A 22,959-nucleotide genomic window follows, 5' to 3' on the forward strand; every position below is an offset into this window, starting at 1 on the left:
CCCTTCAAAGCCCCCGCCGAGGCGGGGTGATGACGGTAGGCGGACCGGTCCCCTCCGGTCCGCCGAGGCGTCCCCGTACGTGGCCTCAGGCCGATCCTGCCCCCTGCGGGACGGCGGGGAACGGCACGAGGGCCACTGTTACGTTGTCGTGGCCCCCGCCGTCCAGGGCGTGGCCGACGAGCACCCGGGCGCTGTGCAGCGGATGCGTGGCCGCGTCGAGCGGGACGACCCGGGCCATCTCCTCGGCCGCCTCCGCGTAGTTCCACAGCCCGTCCGTGCAGACGACCACCACGCCCGGGCGGTCCGGCTTGAACGCGGCCGTGTGCGGCTCCAGTTCGTAGGCGTCGGCGCCGAGCCAGCCGGTGATGGCGTGGGCGCGCTCGTCGGCGTAGGCCTCGGCCTCGTTCATCAGGCCCGCGGCGACCATCTGCGCCGCCCAGGAGTCGTCCTCGGTGAGCCGGGCCGGGGGAGCGCTCCGGTCGACCGGGACCCAGTAGGCGCGGCTGTCACCGACCCAGCCGACGATCAGCAGGCCGGACGTCACCACCGCGCCGACGATGGTGCACGCGGGGGCGTTCTGGTGCGGGGCGTGCTCGCGGGCCGTGGCGGGCTCCTCGGCCAGCGCGTTGACCGCGCGGGAGGCGGCGACGATCGCGTCGTGCATCGCCTGCTGCGGGTGCGTGCCCCGGGGCAGGGCGGCCAGCAGGGACTCGCTCGCCGCCTGCGAGGCCGCCAGCGAGGCGTCGTCGGGGCGGGTCGCCGAGGAGACGCCGTCGCAGACGATCGCCACGGAGGCGGGCGAGCCGTCGGGCAGCGCGGTGCTGCCGAGGGCGAACGCGTCCTCGTTGCGGTGGTGGCGCAGGCCGCGGTCGCTGACCGCGGCCACCGGGCCGGACTCCTGCTCCATGTGGTCCCGTTCGCGCGGCTGGGCGTGGCCGCAGTTCTCGCAGTAGCCGTCGTCGTCCACGCGGCCGGCTCGGCAGGCGACGCAGACCTTGCCGCCGGCGCCGTCGGCCCGCGCCGCCGGGTCGGCGGACACCCGTGGGTCCGGTGCCTGGAGGAGGTACTCGTCGGGCTGGGCCCGCCCGGCGCCGGCCGGGGCGGCGTGACCGCCGGGTTGCGCCGGGCGGTCGAAGCGCACGCCCGCGGCCGGGGCCGGCGGGGCGCTCGGCGGCGGGGGCGTGCCCGGCGGCAGGGCGGAACCGCCCGAGTCGGTGCCCGGGAGGTCCGCCGGCAGACGCACCGGACCCGCCGCCCCCGGGCCGTCCGGCCCGGGGGCGGCGGGCCAGGCCGCGCCGGCCGGGGGCGCCGGCGGGGGCTCGGGGTACGCGCCGGCCGGAGCGCCCTGGGCGGGCACCGAGCCGTTCATGGCGATGGTCGGGTTGTCCTGCGGCCGTGACGGCACGGCGGACAGGTCGTATCCGCACGCGCCGCAGAAACGGTCACCCGATTCGAGGGGTTCCTCGCAACTCGGGCAGGCGGACAACTGGGGCATCTGCGACATCAACTACACCCACGTCCGGGGGCGGTAACGATTGGCACGTTCCACCAGGTCGATCCTCTCCTCGCCGCCCCGCGCCAGCCGGGCCAGCGTGCGGTACGAACGCTCCAGGCCGAAGCGCAGGCCGCGTTCGTCCAGGCCGCTGCCGAGCAGCGTCCGTCCTCCGGCGGCGGGAGGGGCGGAACCCTGGCCCCCGGAGAGTACCCAGTCCAGGGCGCAACCGAGGACTTCGGTGGACAGGCGCTCCCGGCGCGCCGGATCCAGACCGTACGCCTCCAGCGCCTCCACCTGCGCCGCGGCCGCCGTCAGGTCCTCCAGGAAGGCCGCGTCCGGCGCCGTCGCCGTGCGCCGGCGCAGCCGGGCCCGCACGGCCGCCACGCGCGCGGCCGTGTAGTGGATGGACGACTCCGGCACCGACTCCAGCGTCCGTACGGCGCCGCGCCGGTCCCCGGTCGCCAGCTGCACCCGGGCCAGCCCGAACGCGGCGCTGACGTAACTCGGGTCGGTCGACCACACCAGCCGGTAGTACTCGGCGGCGTTGTCGAGCTGGCCCAGCACCTCCGCGCACAGGCCCAGCGCCAGCTTGGGCGCGATCTCGCCCGGGAAGGCGTCGTAGATCGCGTCGAAGGCCAGCGCGGCACCCTCGTCGTCGCCGGTGACCAGGGCGGCCACGCCCCGGTACCAGACCACCCGCCAGTCGTCGGGCCGCTCGCCCTCCAGGGCGGTCAGGGCCCCCAGGGCGGCGCCCGGATCGCCCGTCTCCAGCCAGGCCCGGGTCTGCCGCAGCCGGGTCTCGGTCGAGGCGGCCGGGGCGGCCGCGAGGGCGCCGAGCAGCTCGGCCGGGGCCGAGGTCATCAGACCCGCGAGGAAACCGGCGTTGGGGTCGGTCGGGTCGACGCGGGGGACGGGCAGGGCCAGGGCGGCGGCGGCCGTGTCGACGGGCCTGACCAGGCCGGGCAGGGCCGGGCCGGCCGGCGGGGGCGGGGTGTGCGTGAGGGCCGGACCGGGCACCCCGCCGTACGGGCCCGGCCCGGCCGGAAGGGAGGGCGCGGGAACCGGGGCCGCCGCAGAGAGCGCGGCGACCTGCGTGCCCGTGGCGGGGAGCGCGGCGGTGGAGCGGCGCCCGGTGCGCACCGCACGGGCTCCCAGCCGGGACACCTCGCCGTCCAGTGCCGGGAACAACTCCGTGTCCGTCACCCGCAGTTCCGGCCCGAACAGGGTGGACAGCGCGGGCCGGGCGCGGCCCGTCTGCAGAGAGACGACCTCGCGCAGCACACCCGTCAGCTGCTCGGTCATCTCCTGCGCGGAGGCGAAGCGGCGGGCCGGATCGGGGTCCGTGGCGCGGACCAGCAGCCGGTAGAACGACTCGTACTGCCGGAAGACCTCGATGTGGTCCGGGTCGGGCAGGGAGTCGGCGTAGACGTTCGTGTAGCCCTGGAAGTCGAAGGTCAGGACGGCCAGGGTGCGCGCGACCGTGTACAGGTCGCTGGCCACCGACGGGCCGGCCTCGGCCACCTCCGGGGCCTGGTAGCCGACCGTGCCGTAGATGGCCGACTCCTCGTCGTCCATCCGGCGCACCGCGCCCATGTCGATCAGCTTCAGCTGGTCCTCGGTCTGGATCGCGTTGTCGACCTTGAAGTCGCAATAGAGCAGGTTGCGGCTGTGCAGGTGGCCGAGCGCCTCCAGCGCCTCGATGCCGTACGCGCAGGCCTGCTCCACCGGCAGCGGGTCGCGCCTGCCCTGCGCCGTGCGGCGGGCGTTGGCGATCTCCTTGAGGGACTTGCCGCCGACGTACTCCATGACGATGTAGCCGTCGAGCGAGCCCGTGCGCTGGTCCAGGTGTTCCACGAAGTTGTAGATCCGCACGATGTTGGCGTGCTCGATCTCGGCGAGGAAGCGCCGTTCGGAGATCGCCGCCGCCATCGCGTCCTGGTCGCCCGTGTCCAGCAGGCCTTTGAGGACCACCCAGCGGTCCGAGACCGCCCGGTCGACGGCGAGGTAGATCCAGCCCAGACCGCCGTGCGCGAGGCAGCCGACCACCTCGTACTGGCCGTGCACCACGTCCCCGGCCCTCAACTTCGGCACGAACGAGTACGGATGGCCGCACTTGGTGCAAAAGCCCTCCGTCCGTCCCGGCCGGTCGCCGCGCGCCCGGCCCACCGGAGCACCGCAGTCCGAACGCGAGCAGAACCGCTTCCGCTCGGGCACCTCGGGGTGGTCCAGGACCATCTCGCGCGGATCGGGCCGCGGGATCGGCGGCACCTGCACCAGCCCGGCACCCAGCCGCCCCCGGGACGACGAACCGGTCGCGGAACCCGAGCTGCGCACCGACACCGAACGGCCCGTCGAGCCGCCCGACAGGGAGCGCGAGAGCCGCCCCGACACCGACCGGCGCGACTTCGACGACTGCGACGACGTCCGGGAACTGCGGCCGCTGGAACGGGAGCCGGCGCTGCCCGAGCCGCGGGAGCCGCCCCTGCCGCCGGCGGTGATGCCGGTGGGGAGCGAGCCGACCGTGCCCTGGCCGGCGGGGGCGGGCGCGACGACCGGGGCCAGCCCGCAGGTGTCGCAGTACAGCTCGCCGCCGCCCACGTCCTCGTACGTGCCCTCGCAGGAGGGGCGCTGGCAACCGCGCGCGGGGCCGGGTGGTTCCTGCGGTGCCTGACTCATGGACTCCCCCTCGTCGCTCATGCGCCCGGCCCCCTCCGGTCGTCCTCGGGCACGCCCTGGTCCGGCACGCGCGGCCCGCCGAGCAGCTCGGCCGCCGCCCGCTGGTAGCGCAGCACCGCCTGCTCGGCGGCGCGCAGGTCGCAGGGGGCGCTCCACAGCATGCGGCGCGCCTTCTCGTAGCGCTCCACCAGCAGCGTGTCCTCCGCGAGGCCGTGCCGGGCCACCTTCGCCTTGTACGCGTCGAGCCGGCCGCGCAGCTCGGCGCGGACCGCCAGCGGGGCCGTGACGGCCGTCAACGACTCGCGGGCGCGCAGCAGTTCGTCCTCCGCCTTCTGCTCCAGCGACTCCAGGAGCGGGGACAGCCGGTGCCACTGCCCCTGCCGGCGGTACTCCGCGGCCGTCGCCAGCTGCTCCTGCAGCGCCGTGGGCGGGCCGCTGACGACCGGCACCTCCGTCGCGGCGATCTTCGCCAGGACCTCGCCGCGCGCCGTGCGCGCCTCGGCCAGCGTGCGGTCCGCGCGGCTGAGGACGTCCCGCAGTGCGACGATCCGCTTCTCCGCATCCTGACGGACCGTCAGCACAGCGTCGATCTCCCGCCGGACGTCCTCCAGGGCGCGCGCCTCGCGGTCGTACACCGTCGTGTCCGGACGGCCGCCGCCGGGCGCCGAACTGCCCTCGGCGGGCTGCCAGAACGCCAGCGGGTCCGAGATCACCTGCTCGCGCAGCTTCGTCAGCGTGCGCGTGATGCGCTCCAGGTCGTCGCCCGCCGGGTGCTCCCCGGGCCGCACCCCGACCGAGTGGGCGAGGCGGCGGGTGCGCTGCAACTCGGCCGCCAGCAGGTCGATCCGGGCCGGCAGCGCCGACCACACCGCGTCCGCGGCGACCACCATGTCCAGGCTCGTCGCGTACAGCTCGTTCATCCGGTCCACGAGCGTGGCGAGCGAGTAGCGCTCACTGAGCCTGCCCGGGCCGCCGTGCGGCGCCGGGGCGTTGGCGGTCGCGGCGCTGCCCGCGACCGTGACCGACTCGCCGCTGAGCAGCTCCGTCAGCTCCACCAGGTCCTCGCGGCTGGACCAGCGGCGGCGGGCCCGGATGTCCCGGGCGGAGCGCAGCGCGTCCGTGTACGCGTCGAAGTACGTCCACAGCAGCGTGATCGACGCCTCCGTGGACGCCCAGCGCTCGCGGGTCACGCCGGTGAGCTCGGCGCCCTCCAGAAGTCTGCGGCCCGCGTGGTCCTGCAGGGCGAGGAGCGAGGTCTCGATCGCCTCGTGCTCCGCGCCGAGCCGCGCCAGCGCACGGTCCACCTCGTCCCGGTCCATCACCGGCCCGGCGGGTCCCGTGACGCCCATCGATCACCTCTCGCTGCCTTCGTACCGGTCGGGGGGTTGGGGCTTGTTCACTCTTCGGTCCCGGCCACCCTCAGCCGGTGCGCAGGTACTCCGGTGCCGGGGGTTCCGACTTCTTCGCATCCTTGCCCAGTGTCGCCGACAGCCATTTGCGGTAGGACGCCTGCCAGCCGTTCGCGGTGTCCTTGCGGTAGTCCACCAGGATCCGGTTGACCCGGCGTACCAGATCGTCGGCGTCCTTCTTCATCGCCACGCCGTAGTACTCGGCAGTGAAGGCGTCGCCCTTGAGCTGGACCGTCGGGTCCTGGGCCGCCTGGCTCGCCGCGAGGGCGCCGTCCGTGACGACCGCGTCGACCTCGCCGAGCTGGAGCCGCACCAGGCAGTCGAGTTGGTTCGGGACGGTGGTGGAGATGTCGGTCGTCGCGGGCAGGTCGCCGCTGTCCCGGTCCTCCTTCAGCGTGGAGTACGCCGTCGAACCCGCCGCCGTGCAGACCCTCTTGCCGGCCAGCGTGCCGTCGTAGCCCGTGACGGGCGAGGACTTGGGCGCGAGCACCTGCTGGCCCGTCTTGAAGTAGGGCGCGGAGAAGGCGACGTCCTCGATGCGCGCGCAGTTGATCGTCATCGTGCGCACGACCATGTCCACGCGGCCGTCCTGGATCGCCGGGATGCGCTGGTCGGTGGGGATCGCCTTGAACTGGACGGCCTCCGGGTCGCCGAGTATGTCCTCGGCGATGCGGTGGACCAGGTCGATGTCGAAGCCCTCGAGCTCCGCGGTCCTGCCGCTGTTGGGGTTGCGGTAGCCCCAGCGGTAGCTGTTCTGGTCGACACCGACGACCAGCTTGCGCTTCTCGCCCGTGCGGTTCTTGATCTCCCGGATCGTGGGGCCGTCGGCGGAGGAGGGGGAGAGGGTCTGCTTCTCGGGGTCGTCGCAGTCCTCGTCCGCCTGCCCGGTGGTGGCGGTCCCGGTCGAGGTGGTCGCGGTGCCGCCCGTCGTGCGGGTGGAGTCCGGGGTCACAGCCGACTTCGGCAGGCAGAGCGCGAGGACCGCCACCAGGGCGCAGACGAACGCCATCGCGGTCACTCCGCCCCAGCCCCTGAGACTGCTCCGCATCGCGCCTCCTCCTTTCGCCCGTGGCCCGTTCACCGGTACTCCGAGAGCCTGCGGCCGATGCCGAGCACCGCGCCCGCGGCGCCCAGGACCGCCAGGACCGCGGCGCCCGCCGGGAGGCCCCTCAGCGCGTCCCGGCCGTCGCCCGCCGCGTGCTCGAACTCCGTCTCCTCGTGCGCCAGTGCCGCGCGCAGGTTCGCGTCGACGCTGTCGAAGCATTCGCCGGTCGCGCCCTTGTCGCCGATGACCAGGTCGAGCGCCTGCTGGTAGTTGCCGTTCTCGTCCTGCTCGCGGGCCGCCGAGTGGCGCTTGCGCCACTCCTCCATGCTGCTCACGGCCGTGGTGACGGGGCGTTCGCCCGGGGCGTCGTCGGCGAGCTTCCCGGCGGCCGCGAGGTGGGCGCCCAGGGCCTTGATGTCCGCGCCGAAGGCGTAGTCGTAGGCGTCGTACGTCCGGTCGCCGGCCTCCTTCGTCTGCGCGCCCCGGGCCACCAGGGTGAGGTTCTCGTTGCCCCGGGCCTTGAGGGAGGCGATGCGGGCGTCGTGCAGCACGTTCAGCGAGCGGACGCCGTGGTCGTAGGAGTCGTCCAGGGCGGCGCGGGCGACGCTGTGGCCGACGACCAGCCAGAGCAGGACGACCGTGGTGGTGGCCGTGGCGGCGACCAGGCCGTGGTTGAGGACCCGGTTGGTGCGGCGGTAGGTGCGGTGCTGCGACCAGGCGAGGGCGGCGAGGGCCAGGACGCCGAGGGCGATGGCCGCCCAGGGGTAGGGCCGGGCGTCCGCGTAGTCCGCCTCCAGGCGCTGGTTCTCCTTCTTGTAGAGGTCCTCCGCCCCCGGGAGCATCTGCTGCTGCATCTTCTCGTTGGCGTAGCGCAGGTAGGCGCCACCGACGGGGAAGCCCTGGCGGTTGTACGTGCGGGCGCGCTCGATCAGGCCCTTGTACTCGGGCAGCAGCCGGTTGAGCTCGGCGATGGTCGCGGTGGAGGGGGAGTCGGGGTTCGCGTTGGCGGCCGCGTTGACGAGCTTCTCGGCGGCCGTGCGGATGTCCTTCTCGTAGCGGTCGCGGGTGGCGGCCGACTCCTGGCCGCCGGCGAGGAAACCGCTGGAGGCGGCGGTGTTGGCGTCCGCGAGGGAGCGGTAGATGTCGGCCGCGTCGGAGGTGAGGGGCTGGCTGCTGGTGAGGACGTCGCCGGCGGCGGCCGCGCGGTCGGTCATCTGCCAGGCCGTGACGGAGCCGAAGGCGATGACGAGCAGGGCGAGGAGGGCGCCGATGATGCGCAGCCGGCCCGGCTCCGTGGTGGCGGCGGTGCGGAGCTGGTCCAGGCCCTCGGCGAAGGCGGTGCGGCGCGGGGGCTGCGGGGCCGGGCTGCCCGGGGTTCCCGCGGGGCGGGCCGGGGCCGGTGGGGGAGACGGGGCCGGTACGGCCGGCAGGATGGGCAGGCCGGAGCCCGCCGGTGGTGGTGCGCTGCTCTTCGGCGTGTACGTCACCGTGACCTCCCCCATGGTCATCCGTCGCCGCAAGTATCGCCGCCGGGACCGACATTCGCACCGGGCTTGCCTCGATCTTGATCGGATCGCGGCGTGGAGCACCACCCCTGTCCAGGTACACGTTCGGGGGGATTGTTCGGTTCCCGGGGTGGTGAGGGCGCCGTGGGAGCGGCTGCGGGCGCGCCGCGGCTGCTCACCCGCCGTAGTACGCCCGCAGCCGCTCCTGGGCCCGCGCGTCCGCGCCGACGCTGTCCAGGCCCAGCAGTGCCGCCCCCAGGACCGGGCGCGCCGTCACCACCCGGGGGGCCGCCTTGGGGGCGCGTTCCGTGAGCAGGTCGCGGATCCGGTCGTTCAGCTGGGGGTGACGGGCCGCCAGGACGCCGCCGCCCAGGAGGACCGGTGTCTCCTCGGACAGGAGGTCGAGGCGGGTGAGCGCCACCACCGCCATCGCGACGACCTCCTCGGCCTGGCGGGTGACGAGGGCGCGGGCGGTCGCGTCGCCCTCGGCGGCCGTCGCGAAGAGGACCGGGGTCAGCTCGTGGCGCCGGGGCGGCGGGACGCGCTCCAGGTGCAGTGCCTCGACGAGGGCGTACACGGACGGCAGGCCGAAGTGGGCGGGCAGGGTGCGGGCCAGTGCCGTGGGGGCGCCGCGGCCGTCCTCCGCCCGGGAGGCGTGCCACAGGGCCTCCTCCGCCAGGCCCCAGCCGCCGCCCCAGTCGCCCGAGATCCGGCCGAGCGCGGGGAAGCGGGCGGTGCGGCCGTCGGGGCGCATGCCGACGCAGTTGATGCCGGCGCCGCAGACGACGGCCACGCCGCGCGGTTCGGTGACGCCGGCCCGCAGGATGGCGAACGTGTCGTTGCGGACCGTCACCGTCCCGGCCCAGCCGTGGGCCCGCAGCGCGGTCGCCAGCTGCTCCTCCTCGACGGGGAAGTCGGCGTTGGCGAGGCAGGCCGAGACGTGGGTGACCGAGGTGAGACCGGCGGTGCGCAGGGCCCGCGTGACGGGCGCGGCCAGGTCCCGCATCGCCGTCTCCAGGCCCACGGCGGGCGGACGGAAGCCGCCGCCGCGCGCCGTGGCCAGGACCTCGCCGTCGGCCGCCACGATCGCCACGTCCGTCTTGCTGTTGCCCGCGTCGATCGCGAGGACACGTGCGGTCAGGCCCACGCCAGGTGCTCCCGGTTGTGTGCGATCAGTCGGTCGGTGAGCGTCTCGGCGTACGCGTACTGGGCGACGAGGGGGTGTGCGAGCAGGGCGCGGAAGACGCGGGTGCGGCCGCCGTGCAGGGCGGCGTCGAGGGCCAGCTGCTCGTAGGCCGTGACGTCGGCCATCAGGCCCGCGTAGAGGGGGTCGACGGGGTGCACGGGGAGCGGGGCGGCACCCTTGGCGCCGACGGCTGCCTGGACCTCGATGACGGCGTCGTCGGGGAGGAAGGGGAGCGTGCCGTGGTTGTACGTGTTCACCACCTGGTACGGCGTGCCGCCGCCGCCCAGCAGGGCCGCGGCCAGGTCCACCGCCGCCTCCGAGTAGTAGGCCCCGCCCCGCTGGGCGAGCAGCTCCGGCTTCTCGTCCAGGGCCGGGTCGGCGTACATCGCCAGCAGGCGCCGTTCCATGTCGGCCACTTCGGCCGCCCGGGAGGGCTTGGTGCGCAGCTCCCGTACGACCTCGTCGTGGGCGTAGAAGTAGCGCAGGTAGTAGGAGGGGACCACACCCAGCGTGTCGAGCAGGGAGGGGGGCAGGCGCAGGTCGGCCGCGATGGTCGCGCCGTGGTCGGTGAGGAGCTGGGGGAGGACGTCCTCGCCCTCGGGGCCGCCCAGGCGTACGCCCGTCTCCCAGGTGAGGTGGTTCAGGCCCACGTGGTCCAGGTGGAGCGCGGACGGCTCCAGGGCGAGCAGGGCCGCGAACTTGCGCTGCAGGCCGATCGCCACGTTGCACAGGCCGACCGCCTTGTGGCCCGCCTGGAGCAGGGCGCGGGTCACGATGCCGACGGGGTTGGTGAAGTCGATGATCCAGGCCCGGGGGTTGGCGCGGCGGACGCGCTCCGCGATGTCCAGGACGACCGGGACCGTGCGCAGGGCCTTCGCCAGTCCGCCGGCGCCGGTGGTCTCCTGGCCGACGCAGCCGCATTCCAGGGGCCAGGTCTCGTCCTGCTGCCGGGCGGCCTGACCGCCGACGCGCAGTTGCAGCAGGACCGCGTCCGCGCCGTCCACGGCCGCGTCGAGGTCGGTCGTGGTGGTGATGCGGCCGGGGTGGCCCTGGCGGGTGAAGATGCGGCGGGAGAGGCCGCCGACGAGGTCCAGGCGGTCCTGCGCCGGGTCGGTGAGGACCAGCTCCTCGATGGGCAGGGTGTCCCTCAGGCGGGCGAAGCCGTCCACGAGTTCGGGGGTGTAGGTCGAGCCTCCGCCGACCACGGTGAGTTTCATACGTGTTCTAACCCTTTACTCCGGTGAGCGTGACACCCTCGACGAACGCCTTCTGGGCGAAGAAGAACACGAGGATCACGGGGGCCATGACCAGCACGGTGGCGGCCATGGTGAGGTTCCAGTCGGTGTGGTGGGCGCCCTTGAACGACTCCAGGCCGTACGAGAGCGTCCAGGCGCCCGGGTTGTCCGAGGCGTAGATCTGCGGTCCGAAGTAGTCGTTCCACGCGTAGAAGAACTGGAAGAGCGCCACCGCGGCTATACCCGGCCGGGCCATCGGCAGAACGACCCTGATCAGGGTGCGCAGTTCGCCGCAGCCGTCCACCCTGGCCGCGTCCACGTACTCGTCGGGGATCGTGGTGAGGAACTGGCGCAGCAGGAAGATCGAGAACGCGTCGCCGAATGCCATGGGGACGATCAGCGGCCACAGCGTGCCGGACAGATCCAGCTGCTTGGCCCAGAACAGGTACATCGGGACGACGACCACCTGCGGCGGCAGCATCATCATCGAGATGACCAGCATCAGGGCCAGATTGCGGCCCCGGAAGCGGAACTTGGCCAGGGCGTAGGCGACGGGGACCGAGGAGACGACCGTGAGGACCGTGCCCAGGCCCGCGTAGAGCAGGGTGTTGCGCCACCACGTGAGGAAGCCCGGGGTGTCGAAGACCCTGGCGTAGTTGCCCCACTCCCAGGTGCGCGGGACCAGGTCGCGGCTGAGCGCCTGGCTGTCGCTCATCAGGGAGGTCAGCAGGACGAAGACGAAGGGGAGCGTGAAGAACAGGGCGGCGGCGATGCCCAGGGAGTGGACCGCCGTCCATTCCAGGAGCGCCCTGCGGCGGGCCGTGCGGTGCGCGGGCGTGTCAGGCGCCGCCTTCGTCGGCTCCGGGGGCCGGTCGAGTACCCGGGTCATCGCTCACCTGCCTGGATCAGGCCGCCCCTGCGGCGCATCAGAAGTGCCGTGAAGGCCATGGAGAGGGCGAACAGGACCAGGGCGACCACGCAGGCGGAGCCGTAGTCGAAGCGCTGGAAGCCCAGGTTGTAGACGAGTTGGGGGAGGGTCAGGGTGGACTTGTCCGGGTAGCCGGGCTCGAACTGGGTGCCCGCGCCCTGGATCACGCCCGAGGCGACCTTCCCGGCGATCAGCGGCTGGGTGTAGTACTGCATCGTCTGGATCACGCCCGTGACCACCGCGAACATGACGATCGGGGAGATGTTCGGGAGGGTGACGTACCGGAAGCGCTGCCAGGGGGAGGCGCCGTCCAGTTCGGCCGCCTCGTACTGCTCCTTCGGCACGTCCAGCAGCGCCGCCATGAAGATGACCATGAGGTCGCCGATGCCCCACAGGGCCAGCAGGGTCAGGGCCGGCTTCGACCAGGCGGGGTCGTTGAACCAGCCCGGCGCGGGCAGGCCCACGCGCTCCAGGATCGAGTCGACGGGACCCGTGCCGGGGTTGAGGAGGAAGGCGAAGGCCATCGTGGCCGCCACGGGCGGGGCCAGGTAGGGCAGGTAGAACAGGGTGCGGAAGACGCCCGTGGCCGTCCTGATCCGGGTGATCAGCAGGCCGACGCCCAGGCCGAAGACGACCCGCAGCGTGACCATGACGACGACCAGCCACAGGGTGTTGCGCAGGGCGGGCCAGAACAGCGGGTAGTGCTCGAAGACGTACGCCCAGTTCCTCGTGCCCACCCACACCGGCGGCTTGAAGCCGTCGTAGCGCATGAAGGAGAAGTAGACGGTGGACAGCAGGGGGTAGGCGAAGAAGACCGAGAAGCCGATCAGCCAGGGGGACAGGAACGCCAAGGTGCGCAGGGCCGAGCGGCGCCGTTTCGCGCGCAGCGTGAGGGTGCTCATGGGCTACTTCGCCTGCGCGATGTCCGTGTCGATCTGCCGGGCCGCCTTCCGCAGCCCCGCCTTGAGGTCGGTGGCCTTGCCGCTTTCGTAGTCGTAGCCGAACTGCTGGATCGTGGTGAGGTAGACGCCGCCGTTGACCGAGGCGGGAGCCGTCGTGGAGTGCGGGTTCGCGGCGATCTCCAGGAACGTCTTGAAGCGCGGGTCGTACTTCAGTTCGGGGGACTTCAGTGCCGCGAGCGTCGAGGGCACGTTGTGGATCGCGTTGGAGAAGTCCACCACCGCGTCGGTGTCGGTGGTCATGTACTTCACCAGCTCCCAGGCCGCGTTCTGCTTCCTGCTGGTCGCGGCGATGCCGGCGATCGTGCCGGTGATGTAGCCCTTGCCGTACTGGTCGGCCTGGTCGTCGGGGACGGGCAGCGGGGCCACGCCGATCTCGAACCCGGGCTCGGCCTCGAGCGCCATGCCCAGGCGCCACTCGCCGTCCAGCTGCATCGCGACCTGGCCGGTGTGGAAGGGGTGCTTGGGGCCCCACTCGTCGCCGAGCCCGGAGCGGTAGGTCTCCAACTTGCGGTAGCCGCCGAGGGTGTCGACCAGCTTCTTCTGCGTGCGGAACGCCTTCTCGAAGGCGGGGTCCTTGCCGACGTTCGACGTGCCGTCCTGGGCGAAGTAGGTGGGGGAGAACTGGCCGAGGTAGTGCTCGGTGGTGGTCTCCCAGCCGTGGTAGTTCGGCATGAAGCCGAGCTGCCGGTAGCTGTCGCCCTGAGGGATCGTCAGTTTCTTGGCGACCCGCTCGAACTCCGACCAGGTCTTCGGCGGGGCGGTGATGCCGGCCTTCTCGAAGGCCGTCTTGTTGTAGTAGAGGCCGTAGGCGTCGCCGAGCAGGGGGACGGCGCAGCGGTTGCCCTCGAACTGCGTGTACTCGTTCATGGCCTTCGGGAAGGTCTTCCGCGGGTCGACGCCCGACTTGTCGAAGAAGGGGTTGAGGTCCACCAGCGCCCCGGAGGAGCAGAACTTGCCGACGTTGTTCGTGGTGAACGACGAGATCACGTCCGGGGCCTTGCTGCCGCCGGCGCGCAGGGCCTGGTTGATCTTGTCGTCGGTCATGTTGCCGACGACGTCGACGTGGATGTTCGGGTGCGCCTTCTCGAAACCGGCGACCAGGTCCTGGACGGCCTTCACCTCCGAGGGCGCGCTCCACGCGTGCCAGAAGGTGAGGGTCGTCTCCTGGGAGGCGTCGTCGCTCGCGCCGGAGTCCGGCTGGCCGGTGCAGGCGGTGGCGAGGAGCGCGAGGGAGGCGGAGGCGGCGAGAGTGAGGGCCGCTTTTCGGGGCATTCCGGGCATGGCGAAGCTCCCTGAGGTACGGGGGAAGGAAGGGGGAACGCGAGCAGGGGGTGGGGTCAGCGGGAGGTGTCGAAGACCTCGTCCCGTGTCGTCGCCAGCGCGCTCTCCAGCGCGCCGCGCAGCACGGGGTGTTCACGGACGTCGCCCACGACCAAGCGCGGGCGGGACGCGGCCAGTTCCTCCAGCTCGGCCTGGACGAGGGCGCGCAGCGGCTCCCCGCCCGAGGTGAGGGCCGCGCCGCCCAGGACGACCAGCTCGGGGTCGAGGACCGAGACGAGGGAGGCCAGACCGGTGGCCAGGCGGGTCGCGTACGTCTTCAGCAGGTCGCGGTGGGCGTCGTCGCCGGACCGCGCCGCCCGGGCCAGCAACTGCGCGGCGACCTCGGCGTACGGGCCCTGGGGGATGTCGCCGATGCCGAGGTCACGGGCCAGGCGCGGGACGGCCTGGGAGCCGGCCAGCTCCTGAAAGCCGCCGCTGTTGGCCTTGGTGACCTGGCGGACCAGGGGCGCGCCGGGCACCGGCAGGAAGCCGACCTCGCCGGCGCCGCCGGTCCAGCCGCGGTGCAGCCGGCCACCGAGGACCAGGGCGGCGCCCAGGCCCTCCTCGTTCCACAGCAGCACGAAGTCCGCGTGACCCCGGGCCGCGCCCAGGCGCTGTTCGGCGAGCGCCACCAGGTTGACGTCGTTCTCGTACTCGAACGGCATCGGCAGGGCGGCGGCGAGCTCGTCCAGGAGGGTGGGGGAGTGCCAGCCGGGCAGGTGGGAGGCGTAGCGCAGGCGGCCCGTGGTGGGGTCGAAGGCGCCGGGGGTGCCGATGACCAGGCGGTGGATGTCGTCGCGGGCCAGCCCCGCCGCCTTCACCGCGCCGTCCAGGGCGTCGGTGACCTGCTGGACGACCGGGGTGCCGGTGCGCCGGCCGGGCGTGGGCAGTTCGAAGCGGCCGATCGTGCGGCCGGTGATGTCGGCGACCGCGGCGAGGATCCGCTGGGGGGTGACGTCGAGTCCGGCGGCGTGCCCGGCCGCCGGGTTGACCTCGTAGAGCTGGGCGCTCGGCCCCGGGCGGCCCTCGGTGGTGCCGGTGGCCAGGACCAGGCCCGCCGCCTCCAGGCGGGCCAGCAGCTGGGAGGCGGTCGGCTTGGACAGGCCGGTGAGCTTGCCGATCCGCGTGCGGGACAGCGGCCCGTGCTCCAGCAGCAGGTCCAGGGCGGCCCGGTCGTTCATGGCGCGCAGGACGCGCGGGGTGCCCGGCGTTCCGGCGAATCCTGCCATGCGTGTCCACACCTGCCCTTCGGCTGCTCAGCTTCTCAGTGATCGGGGAGGGAAGTCCACCGACCATTGTTAGGAAACTTACCTATCGGATGCGAGGACGGTAGGGCGCCGGAAGGGCGGCGTCAAGAGCCCGGGAAAAGGGGGGTGGCGGAAACGACGGAGGGCCCCCGGCGCTGCCGGGAGCCCTCCGTGCGGTGCGGACCGCTACTTGGTGACGTTCGGCGGCGTCAGGGGCGTCGCCGCCTGGGACTGCGGTGAGGTGGTGCTGGCGTACACCGACGGCGCGGCCATCCCCGCCGTCGGATCCGCGGGCGTCTCCTCCACCGGGGCCGTGGCGCCGCCGACGATCCGGATGTCCGCCGCGTCGAAGGCCCGCTTCACCCGCCAGCGCAGCTCCCGCTCCACGGTCAGCGACTTGCCCGGCATGGTCTTGGCCGACAGCCGCACGACCATCGAGTCCAGCAGCACGCTGTCCAGGCCGAGGACCTCGACCGGGCCCCACAGCAGCTCGTTCCAGGGCTCCTCGGCGCCCATCTTCTCGGCGACCTCGTCGAGCGTGGCCTTGACCTTGTCCAGGTCCTCGGAGGCGGCGACCGTGACGTCCACGTTGGCCGTCGCCCAGCCCTGGGAGAGGTTGCCGATGCGCTTGACCTCGCCGTTGCGGACGTACCAGATCTCGCCGTCGTCACCGCGCAGCTTGGTCACGCGCAGACCCACCTCGATCACCTCGCCGGAGGCGACACCCGCGTCGATCGTGTCGCCGACGCCGTACTGGTCCTCCAGGATCATGAAGACGCCCGAGAGGAAGTCGGTGACCAGGTTGCGCGCGCCGAAGCCGATCGCCACGCCCGCGACACCGGCGGAGGCCAGCAGCGGGGCCAGGTTGATGTTGAACGCGGACAGGATCATCAGGGCGGCGGTGCCCATGATGAGGAAGCTGGCCACCGAGCGCAGCACCGAACCGATCGCCTGCGAGCGCTGGCGGCGCCGTTCGACATTGACCAGAAGACCGCCCAGCGGGCTCCCGTCCGAGCTCTGCGCCGTGCGGCTCATGCGGTCGATGAGCTTGGTGATCGCCCGCCGCACCGCGACCCTCAGCACGGCCGCTATGACCAGGACCAGCAGGACCTGCAGGCCGATCGCGAGCCAGGTCGACCAGTTCTGCTCGACCCAGCCGGCGGCGTTCGTCGCGCTCTCCTGGGCGTCCTGGAGCGAGGGCACTCTCGGGGACTGCGTATCCGAGGGAGTGGGCGACGGCGACGGTGACGGGCCGGCGGCCGACAGGACGGCGTCCACGACGGACAGGGACACGGCAGGTACCTCCAGGTGCAGCGGTCTGCCCCGGTGCGGTGGTTCACGGGGGTCAAGGTCACGGCTGGGTCACCGAAGGGGCAGAACCACCACACTAACGGGGCATTGTGTGTGCCTTTGACGAATGTGTGAAGGAGAGACCGGACTCACCTGCGCTTGAACAGGCCATGATCCGGGGGATCCTCCAGATGTGGTCGAAAACACTCCCAGCCCGTTACGGGGACATGGTGGCGCTTCCACCAGGCATGAGGGGAGACTGACTACGAATCGTCCCGGCGCGAGCCACGCGCCGCCGGCGTCCAAGGAGGCATCCGTGCCGCATGTCCTGGTCCTCAACGCGTCGTACGAGCCGCTAGGCGTCGTACCGCTCCGCCGCGCGCTCGTCCTCGTCCTCGAGAACAAGGCCGTCTGCCTCGAGGAGTCCGGCGCCTATCTGCACAGCGCGACCGTCACAGTCCCCGCACCCAGCGTGGTCCGGCTCAAGCGATTCGTGCGGGTCCCCTACCGGGGGCCCGTTCCCCTCACCCGGCGCGCGCTGTTCGCCCGCGACGGGGGCCGGTGCATGTACTGCGGTGGCGTCGCAACCAGCGTCGACCACGTGATCCCGCGCAGCCGCGGGGGCAAGCACGTCTGGGACAACGTGGTGGCGTCCTGCCGCCGCTGCAACCACGTGAAGGCCGACCGGCATCTGGTCGAGATCGGCTGGCGGCTGCGCCACAAACCCGCCCCGCCCACCGGCCTGGCCTGGCGCATCATCGGGACCGGCCACAGGGACCCGCGCTGGCTGCCGTACTTGCAGCCGTACGGCGCGGACGACGCCCTGGCCCGGATCGACGGCATTTCCGCCTGACGACGATCCGGGCTTTCGTGTAGGTACGCGCGGCACCCGCCGGGCCCGGGGAACCCCCGTTCCCCCGGGCCCTCAGGCGCGTTCGCTCACGCGTACCGCAGCTCCCCGGGGCGCACCGAGCGGCGCAGCAGGGGCAGTGAGCCGGCCGCGGCCAGCAGGCAGGCGGCGTAGGCGGCGAGGGGCACCAGGGCGATCGCCCAGGGGACCGGCCGGCCCGCGAGCTGGGCGTACCAGGCGCCGACGGCCGTCCCGCCCACGCCCGCGAGCAGCAGCGCGGGGGCCAGCGGCAGCGCGGTCTCCAGCAGCAGGGCCCGGCCCAGCACCGCGCGCGGCACCCCGCCGGCCACCTGCGCGGCCAGCGTCCGGCGGCGGGCGGCCACGGACTCGGCGGTGCCGACGGCCAGCGCGGACAGGGCGAGGGCGAGGGCGACGGCGACCGCCGCGCCGGCGAGATCGAGGCCGGCCAGGTAGAACGACGCGTCGAGGTCCTCCCTGGAGCGCACCACGTCCCCGAGGACCCGCCGGATGCCCAGGAAGCCGGTCCCGGCGACCGTCACCAGCAGCACGGCCGCGTGGGTGCGGGCGGCGGCCCAGGGGTCGTCGCGCAGCCGCTCGGCGGCGATCAGGGCGGCCGCCGAACGGGCCCGGGCCGCGAGGAGCCGGCCGGTCGCCCCGGCGGCGGCGCCGGAGAGCCACACCGCGCCCGCGCCGGCCGCGACGGCCGCGCCCAGCACCGCGAGCAGCGGCGCACCGGCGGGCCGGTCGGCCCCGGTGGTGGACGCGCCGGACACGGTGAGCGCACCCACCAGGCCGACGAGGCACAGCCCGGCCAGGAACAGCAGGCCCGGTCCCCGTCCGCCGCGCGGCCCGGTCCGGCGCACCCGGCCGAGCGGGTCGGCCACCACCCGGCGCAGCGCGAGCCCGCCCGCCACCGCGCCCAGCAGCGGCACGGCGAGCGCGACCAGGACGATCCCGGCCCAGGCCGGGGCGCCGGGCCGCTCCCACCAGCGCAGCAGCAGCGGCACCGCGCAGCAGGCGGCGACCGCCGAGCCCAGCAGGCAGGCCAGGCCGGTCTCCAGCGCGGCGATCCGGCGCACCTGCCAGGGCGTCGCCCCGGCCAGCCGCAGCCCGGCCAGCCGCCGGTCCCGGTGCACCGCCCCGATCCGGGCGCACTGGCCGAGGAACCCGAGCACCGGGACGAGCAGGAGCAGCAGGCCGACGATCACGCCCGACCGCGTGCCCGGCTGGTCCAGCAGGCCGTGGGCGACGGGCACGCGGTAGGTGCCGCGCAGTGCCGCCAGGGCGGCGGCGGTCAGCGCGAACCCCGTCGCGAGGGCCGCCCCGGCCGCCGTCAGCGCGATCCGCCACCACTCGCCGCGGCCGGAGCCCCGGGTGAGCTGCCAGGCCAGGCGCAGATCGGAGCGCAGGGGTGTCATGCCGTCACCCCCAGCGCCGCCACCGCGCCGTCCCGCAGCCGGATCTCCCGGTCCGCGTAGGCCGCCACCTGGGCGTCGTGCGTGATGAGCAGGACCGCCGTGCCCGCCTCGCGGGCGGTGTGGACCAGGGCCGTCATGACCTGCTCGCTCGCGAGGGAGTCCAGGGCTCCCGTCGGCTCGTCGGCGAAGACCACCCGCGGGCCGGTGACCAGGGCCCGGGCCAGCGCCGCCCGCTGGGCCTGGCCGCCGCTCAGCTCACCCGGGCGCAGCTCCCCCTGCCCGAGCACCCCGAAGCGCTCCAGCCACGCACCGGCCCGGGCCCGGGCGGCGGCCCGGCCGGTGCCGGCCAGCAGCAGGGGCAGGGCGACGTTGTCCAGGACCGTCAGCTCGGGGACGAGCTGGCCGAACTGGAACACCACGCCGAACTCGGTGCGCCGCAGCGTGCTCAGCCGCTGCTCGGACAGCTCCTCCAGCCGCCGGCCGTCGTAGGTGACCGAGCCCTCGTCCGGCCGGACGATCCCGGCCAGGCAGTGCAGCAGCGTCGACTTGCCGCTGCCGCTCGCGCCGGTGACGGCGAGGATCTCCCCGGCGTGCAGCTCGGCCGACGCGCCGCGCAGGGCGGGTGTGCCGCCGTGCGTCTTGACGAGGCCACGGGCCGTGAGGAGGGGCACGGGTCTGTTCATGTTGCGTCGACCTCCGCGGTCAGGGTGGTGAGCCGGGCCGCCGTGGTGTTCATCCAGCGGAGATCGGCGTCGAGGTGGTTGAGGGCGTAGTCGGCCGAGAGCACGGTGGCCAGGTCGGCGCCCGGGGCCGCCTTGAGGGCGGTCAGCTCCCGCATCCGCTCCATGTGGGCGGCGCGCTGGGCGCTCAGGTACCCGGCCGGGTCGCCGCCGGAGAGGATCGCGACCACGACCTTGGCGAAGATCTCGTTCGCCACGAAGGGCGCGGGCGGTGCGATCTGCGCCGCCCAGCGGGACAGCTCGCGCGTCCCCTCGCCGGTCGAGCGGTAGACCGTCCGCTCCGGGCCGCCGTCCGAGTCGGTGCCGTCGACCTCGGCGAGGCCGTCGCGGACGAGGCGCTGCAAGGTCGTGTAGACCTGCCCGTAGGCGAGCGGGCGGGCCTGCGGGAAGCGTTCGTCGTGGCGTCGCTTGAGGTCGTAGCCGTGGCTCGGACCCGTGGCGAGCAGGCCCAGCAGGATGTGGCGGGTGCTCATGGCGATCATTATGTACTCAGTACATGTACTGAGTGAATAGTGGGCGCCGAAAAGCTCGCGCGGGCGCTCGCCCCGGGATCCCGTTCCAGGTCACTCCGTGACCGCGTAGGCCTCCACCGACCACAGCGAGTAGCCGTACGGCGTGGCGCGCTTGTCGCCCTGGACGCGGACCACGCGCACGTCCCGTTCGTCCAGGCGGACGGTCTCGCGGCCGCCCCGGCTGTCGCGGACCGTGGCCGCCGTCCGCCAGCGGCGGCCGTCCGGCGAGACCTGGACCCGGTAGGCGGAGGGGTGGGCGTCCTGCCAGCGGAGCACGAGCCGCCCGAGCCGCGCCGGGCGGGGCAGCTCCAGCTGCCACCAGGCGCCGTCGTCGGGCGGGGACGACCAGCGGGTACCCGGGTCGCCGTCGTTCGCCGCCGACGCGGGGAAGCCGGGCGTCTCGTCGGCCGAGGAGCGGGCCGTCGCGGTGCGGGCCAGGTCGGGACCGCCGGTGGGCGGGAACGCCCGGACGGTGAGGGTGCGCTCCGCTCCGGCGAAGCGCAGCCGGACGTCGTAGGACCGCGTCGGGGCACCGCGCGCGCCGCGCTCCACGGTCACCTCGACCGGCACCTCGACGGTCGTGCCGCGCGGCACCACCCGCTCGGCGCGCTCCACCCGCACCCGCACGCCCCGCGGTGCCTCGACGGCGAGCCGGCCGCGCGTGCCGGCGGGCCGCAGGGAGTCCAGGCGCGCCGTCAGCCGCTCGGTGCGGCCGCTCTCCACGTCCGCGAGGTCCCGGTCCAGGCCCAGGGAGGTGGCGGGCGCGTCCGCGAACCAGGGGACCAGGTGGCGCACCCGGGCGGGAGCGGGGCCCTCGACGCGCACGGCGTCCACCTTCTGCCCGGCCCCGCCCGGCAGCCGCACCTCCGTCGCCCCCGACGCGTCCAGCCGGCCGGCCTCACGCCAGCCCCGCCCCGGCAGCCGCACCTCGACCCGGCCCCGCGTGCCCGGGTCGGCCAGGACGGTCAGGGCGGTCAGCGGGCGGGCCTGCGAGAAGCGCAGGGTACGGCCGTCGCCGGGGTTGCGGGGCGGCTCGTGGTCGATGCCCGACCAGGCCGTGTACGCCTTCTGCGCCCGCTGCAGGAACGCGTCCAGCACGTCCGTGCCGACCTCGACGCGGGCCGACTGGAGGTCGTCGCGCAGCGCCCCGAGCCCGCGGTACGCCGTCCAGGCCGCCGCCGCGTCCCCGGCGCTCTGCGCGTCCAGCATGCCGAGCGCCTCCGTGCCCGCCTCGCCGTAGCGGGACAGCTGGTCCGCCCAGGGCGCGACCTCCCGGGCCAGGCCGGTGCCCGCCAGCCGCGCGGGCAGCTCGCGCAGCACGGTGAAGGCCTGCCGCAGCCGCCGCGCGGCGTCGCCGCCGCCCGGCCCGCCCGTCGCGCGGGACCGCCAGTACGCCTCGGTCAGCGGCCGCAGGTAGGCGGACTCCTCCTCGTCCAGCACCGACGAGGCGTCGTTCCCGGCGAGCGCCGCCAGGGCCTGCTCGCGGCGCCGGTCCCCGCCCGCCAGGTCGGCGATCGCGGCCCGCCAGGACTCGTCGGGCCGGTAGCCGCGCGGGTTCCAGGCGTAGTCGGCGGCGGTGAACAGCGCGATGCGGGACGCCTCCGGCTGCTGCATGGCGTTGGCGAGCAGGGCGGCCGAACCGGCCGCGACGGCCGGCTCGCGCCCCTGGTACGGGCCCAGGAAGAGCCGGCCGGGGGCGTAGTCGTTGACCGGGTAGTTGTCCATCGTCACCAGCGGGTGCCCGAACGCCCGGCGTGCCTCGGCCAGTTCGCGGCCCGTGATGGTGCGGGGCACCACCCCGACGCCCGTCCAGGCCACCTCGACCCCCTCGGCCAGCGCGTCCGCCAGGGCCCGCCGGTAGTCGGTCGCGCCGTCCTCGTAGTACTCGGTGGGCATCAGGGACAGCGGCGGGGCGCCGGGATGCCGCCCAGCCAGGTGCCGGGCGAGGGCGTTCGCCACCCGTGCCTGCGCCCGGGCGGCCGCCCCGGGCCCGGAGCCGAACCGCTCGGCGTCCGCCTCGCAGTGCCACTCGCTGTAGCTCACGTCCTGGAACTGGAGCTGGAAGACCCCGAACCCCAGCGCCCCCATCGCGTCCAGCTTCCGCGTCAGCGCGCGCACGTCGTCGTCGGAGGAGAAGCACATCGCCTGGCCCGGGGCCACCGCCCAGCCCGGTGTGACGTGGTTGCGGCGCGCCCGCTCGGCCAGCTCCCGGAACGCGGCCCGCTGCGCCGCCGGGTACGGCTCGCGCCAGCGGGCCTGCCGGTACGGGTCGTCGCCCGGGGCGTACAGATAGCGGTTCTGCTTGGTGCGCCCCAGGAAGTCGAGCTGCGCCAGCCGCTGCCGGTGCGTCCACGCGGTGCCGTAGAACCCCTCGGTGACCCCGCGGACGGCGGTGCCGGGCCAGTCGCGCACGACGGCCGCCGTGATCCGCCCGTCCGGGCGCAGGAGCTGCCGCAGCGTCTGCACGGCGTGGAACAGGCCGTCCGCGCCGGTGCCGGTGAGCCGGACACCGCCGACGCCCACCGACAGCTCGTAGCCCCCGGCGGGCAGGGCGTGCCGGTCGCCGGGGCGGGCGGGTTCCGTCCGCGCGCGCACCACCAGGGCGCCCGGCTCGGCGGTGTCGGTGATCCGGCGTGCCCCGGCGTGGCGCAGGAGCGCGCGCAGTGCGTCGAGGGCGTACGGATCGGCGTGTGCATCGGTGAGCAGCGCGACCCGGTCCGGCACGGCGACGGGCGCGCCGTTCCCGCGCAGGGACTGCGGACGCGGCCGGACGGACGGGCCCGCGTCGGTGACACCGGGGGCCGGCGCGACGGCCGGGCCGGGCGGGGGCGGGGCCGCCACCGCGGCGGGCACGGCCCCGAGGCTTCCGGCCACGACGGCGACCGCGAGGGCCGCCGCCCGCTTCCCGCGCCGCAGTCCCACAGGCCTCCTCCAGGTGTGTCCGACCGGCGGAACGAGCCCACCACCGACCCGGCGAAGGTGTCAACGACAGTGGCCGATGTGACTGCTTTCGCCGGAATGTGGAAGGAGTGCAGGGGAGCGGGATGTGAGCAGGAGCACGATGTCCGGCGCGGGGCGTCTGCCCGCCCGCCGACTGGGTAGGGCTGCGATGACCCGTAA

At 74.2% G+C, this 22,959-nt stretch carries 17 protein-coding genes; 1 reads left to right on the forward strand and 16 read right to left on the reverse strand.

The window, feature by feature from the left end; genetic code table 11:
• Positions 1-85 precede the first annotated feature (85 nt).
• From ACIGAN_RS27225 to ACIGAN_RS27280, 12 genes are all read right to left on the reverse strand, one after another.
• On the reverse strand, positions 86-1,504 hold the full coding sequence (locus ACIGAN_RS27225; RefSeq protein WP_399861517.1) for a PP2C family serine/threonine-protein phosphatase: 1,419 nt from the start codon (positions 1,502-1,504) through the stop codon (positions 86-88).
• A gap of 3 nt (positions 1,505-1,507) precedes the next feature.
• On the reverse strand, positions 1,508-4,171 hold the full coding sequence (locus ACIGAN_RS27230; protein WP_399861519.1) for a serine/threonine-protein kinase: 2,664 nt from the start codon (positions 4,169-4,171) through the stop codon (positions 1,508-1,510).
• A gap of 17 nt (positions 4,172-4,188) precedes the next feature.
• Complete coding sequence (locus tag ACIGAN_RS27235) at positions 4,189-5,520, reverse strand: hypothetical protein (protein ID WP_399861521.1); 1,332 nt, start codon at positions 5,518-5,520, stop codon at positions 4,189-4,191.
• 70 nt (positions 5,521-5,590) lie between these two features.
• The gene (locus ACIGAN_RS27240) at positions 5,591-6,628 is read right to left on the reverse strand and encodes a glutamate ABC transporter substrate-binding protein (protein ID WP_399861524.1); all 1,038 of its coding nucleotides are present in this window, start codon (positions 6,626-6,628) and stop codon (positions 5,591-5,593) included.
• 29 nt (positions 6,629-6,657) lie between these two features.
• Positions 6,658-8,127, reverse strand: coding sequence for a hypothetical protein (locus tag ACIGAN_RS27245; RefSeq protein WP_399861679.1), 1,470 nt, complete (start codon positions 8,125-8,127; stop codon positions 6,658-6,660).
• Positions 8,128-8,305: 178 nt separating this feature from the next.
• Positions 8,306-9,277, reverse strand: a complete 972-nt coding sequence (locus tag ACIGAN_RS27250) for an N-acetylglucosamine kinase (protein WP_399861526.1) — start codon at positions 9,275-9,277, stop codon at positions 8,306-8,308.
• Entirely contained in the window at positions 9,268-10,533 is a 1,266-nt protein-coding gene (locus ACIGAN_RS27255; RefSeq protein ID WP_399861529.1) for a 6-phospho-beta-glucosidase, read from the reverse strand. The genes ACIGAN_RS27250 and ACIGAN_RS27255 overlap by 10 nt, the downstream gene beginning before the upstream one ends.
• 7 nt (positions 10,534-10,540) lie before the next feature.
• A complete protein-coding gene (locus ACIGAN_RS27260; RefSeq protein ID WP_365744794.1) occupies positions 10,541-11,440 on the reverse strand; it encodes a carbohydrate ABC transporter permease in 900 nt (299 codons plus the stop codon).
• Complete coding sequence (locus ACIGAN_RS27265; protein ID WP_365098629.1) at positions 11,437-12,381, reverse strand: carbohydrate ABC transporter permease; 945 nt, start codon at positions 12,379-12,381, stop codon at positions 11,437-11,439. Before ACIGAN_RS27265 ends, ACIGAN_RS27260 begins: the two co-directional genes overlap by 4 nt.
• A gap of 3 nt (positions 12,382-12,384) precedes the next feature.
• Positions 12,385-13,722: an ABC transporter substrate-binding protein gene (locus ACIGAN_RS27270; protein ID WP_399861532.1), complete on the reverse strand. Its 1,338-nt coding sequence runs from the start codon at positions 13,720-13,722 to the stop codon at positions 12,385-12,387.
• Positions 13,723-13,778: 56 nt separating this feature from the next.
• A complete protein-coding gene (locus ACIGAN_RS27275) occupies positions 13,779-14,990 on the reverse strand; it encodes an ROK family transcriptional regulator (RefSeq protein ID WP_399861535.1) in 1,212 nt (403 codons plus the stop codon).
• 204 nt (positions 14,991-15,194) lie between these two features.
• Positions 15,195-16,301 (reverse strand): mechanosensitive ion channel family protein, encoded by a 1,107-nt coding sequence (locus ACIGAN_RS27280; RefSeq protein WP_365098623.1) that lies wholly within the window; start codon positions 16,299-16,301, stop codon positions 15,195-15,197.
• A gap of 313 nt (positions 16,302-16,614) precedes the next feature.
• Between ACIGAN_RS27280 and ACIGAN_RS27285 the strand changes: the two genes are divergently transcribed.
• Positions 16,615-17,151, forward strand: coding sequence for an HNH endonuclease (locus tag ACIGAN_RS27285; RefSeq protein WP_030237121.1), 537 nt, complete (start codon positions 16,615-16,617; stop codon positions 17,149-17,151).
• An 86-nt stretch (positions 17,152-17,237) separates the two neighbouring features.
• Here ACIGAN_RS27285 and ACIGAN_RS27290 read toward each other — a convergent pair whose 3' ends face one another.
• From ACIGAN_RS27290 to ACIGAN_RS27305, 4 genes are all read right to left on the reverse strand, one after another.
• Positions 17,238-18,587, reverse strand: coding sequence for an ABC transporter permease (locus ACIGAN_RS27290; RefSeq protein ID WP_399861538.1), 1,350 nt, complete (start codon positions 18,585-18,587; stop codon positions 17,238-17,240).
• Positions 18,584-19,270 carry an ABC transporter ATP-binding protein gene (locus ACIGAN_RS27295; RefSeq protein ID WP_399861541.1) on the reverse strand — a complete coding sequence of 229 codons (687 nt, stop codon included), beginning with the start codon at positions 19,268-19,270 and terminating at the stop codon, positions 18,584-18,586. Before ACIGAN_RS27295 ends, ACIGAN_RS27290 begins: the two co-directional genes overlap by 4 nt.
• Entirely contained in the window at positions 19,267-19,800 is a 534-nt protein-coding gene (locus ACIGAN_RS27300) for a PadR family transcriptional regulator (RefSeq protein WP_365098617.1), read from the reverse strand. The genes ACIGAN_RS27295 and ACIGAN_RS27300 overlap by 4 nt, the downstream gene beginning before the upstream one ends.
• Positions 19,801-19,890: 90 nt before the next feature.
• A complete protein-coding gene (locus ACIGAN_RS27305; RefSeq protein WP_399861545.1) occupies positions 19,891-22,761 on the reverse strand; it encodes a beta-N-acetylglucosaminidase domain-containing protein in 2,871 nt (956 codons plus the stop codon).
• Positions 22,762-22,959 lie beyond the last annotated feature (198 nt).

The organism is Streptomyces sp. NPDC085931, assembly GCF_044540565.1.
GTDB lineage: Bacteria > Actinomycetota > Actinomycetes > Streptomycetales > Streptomycetaceae > Streptomyces.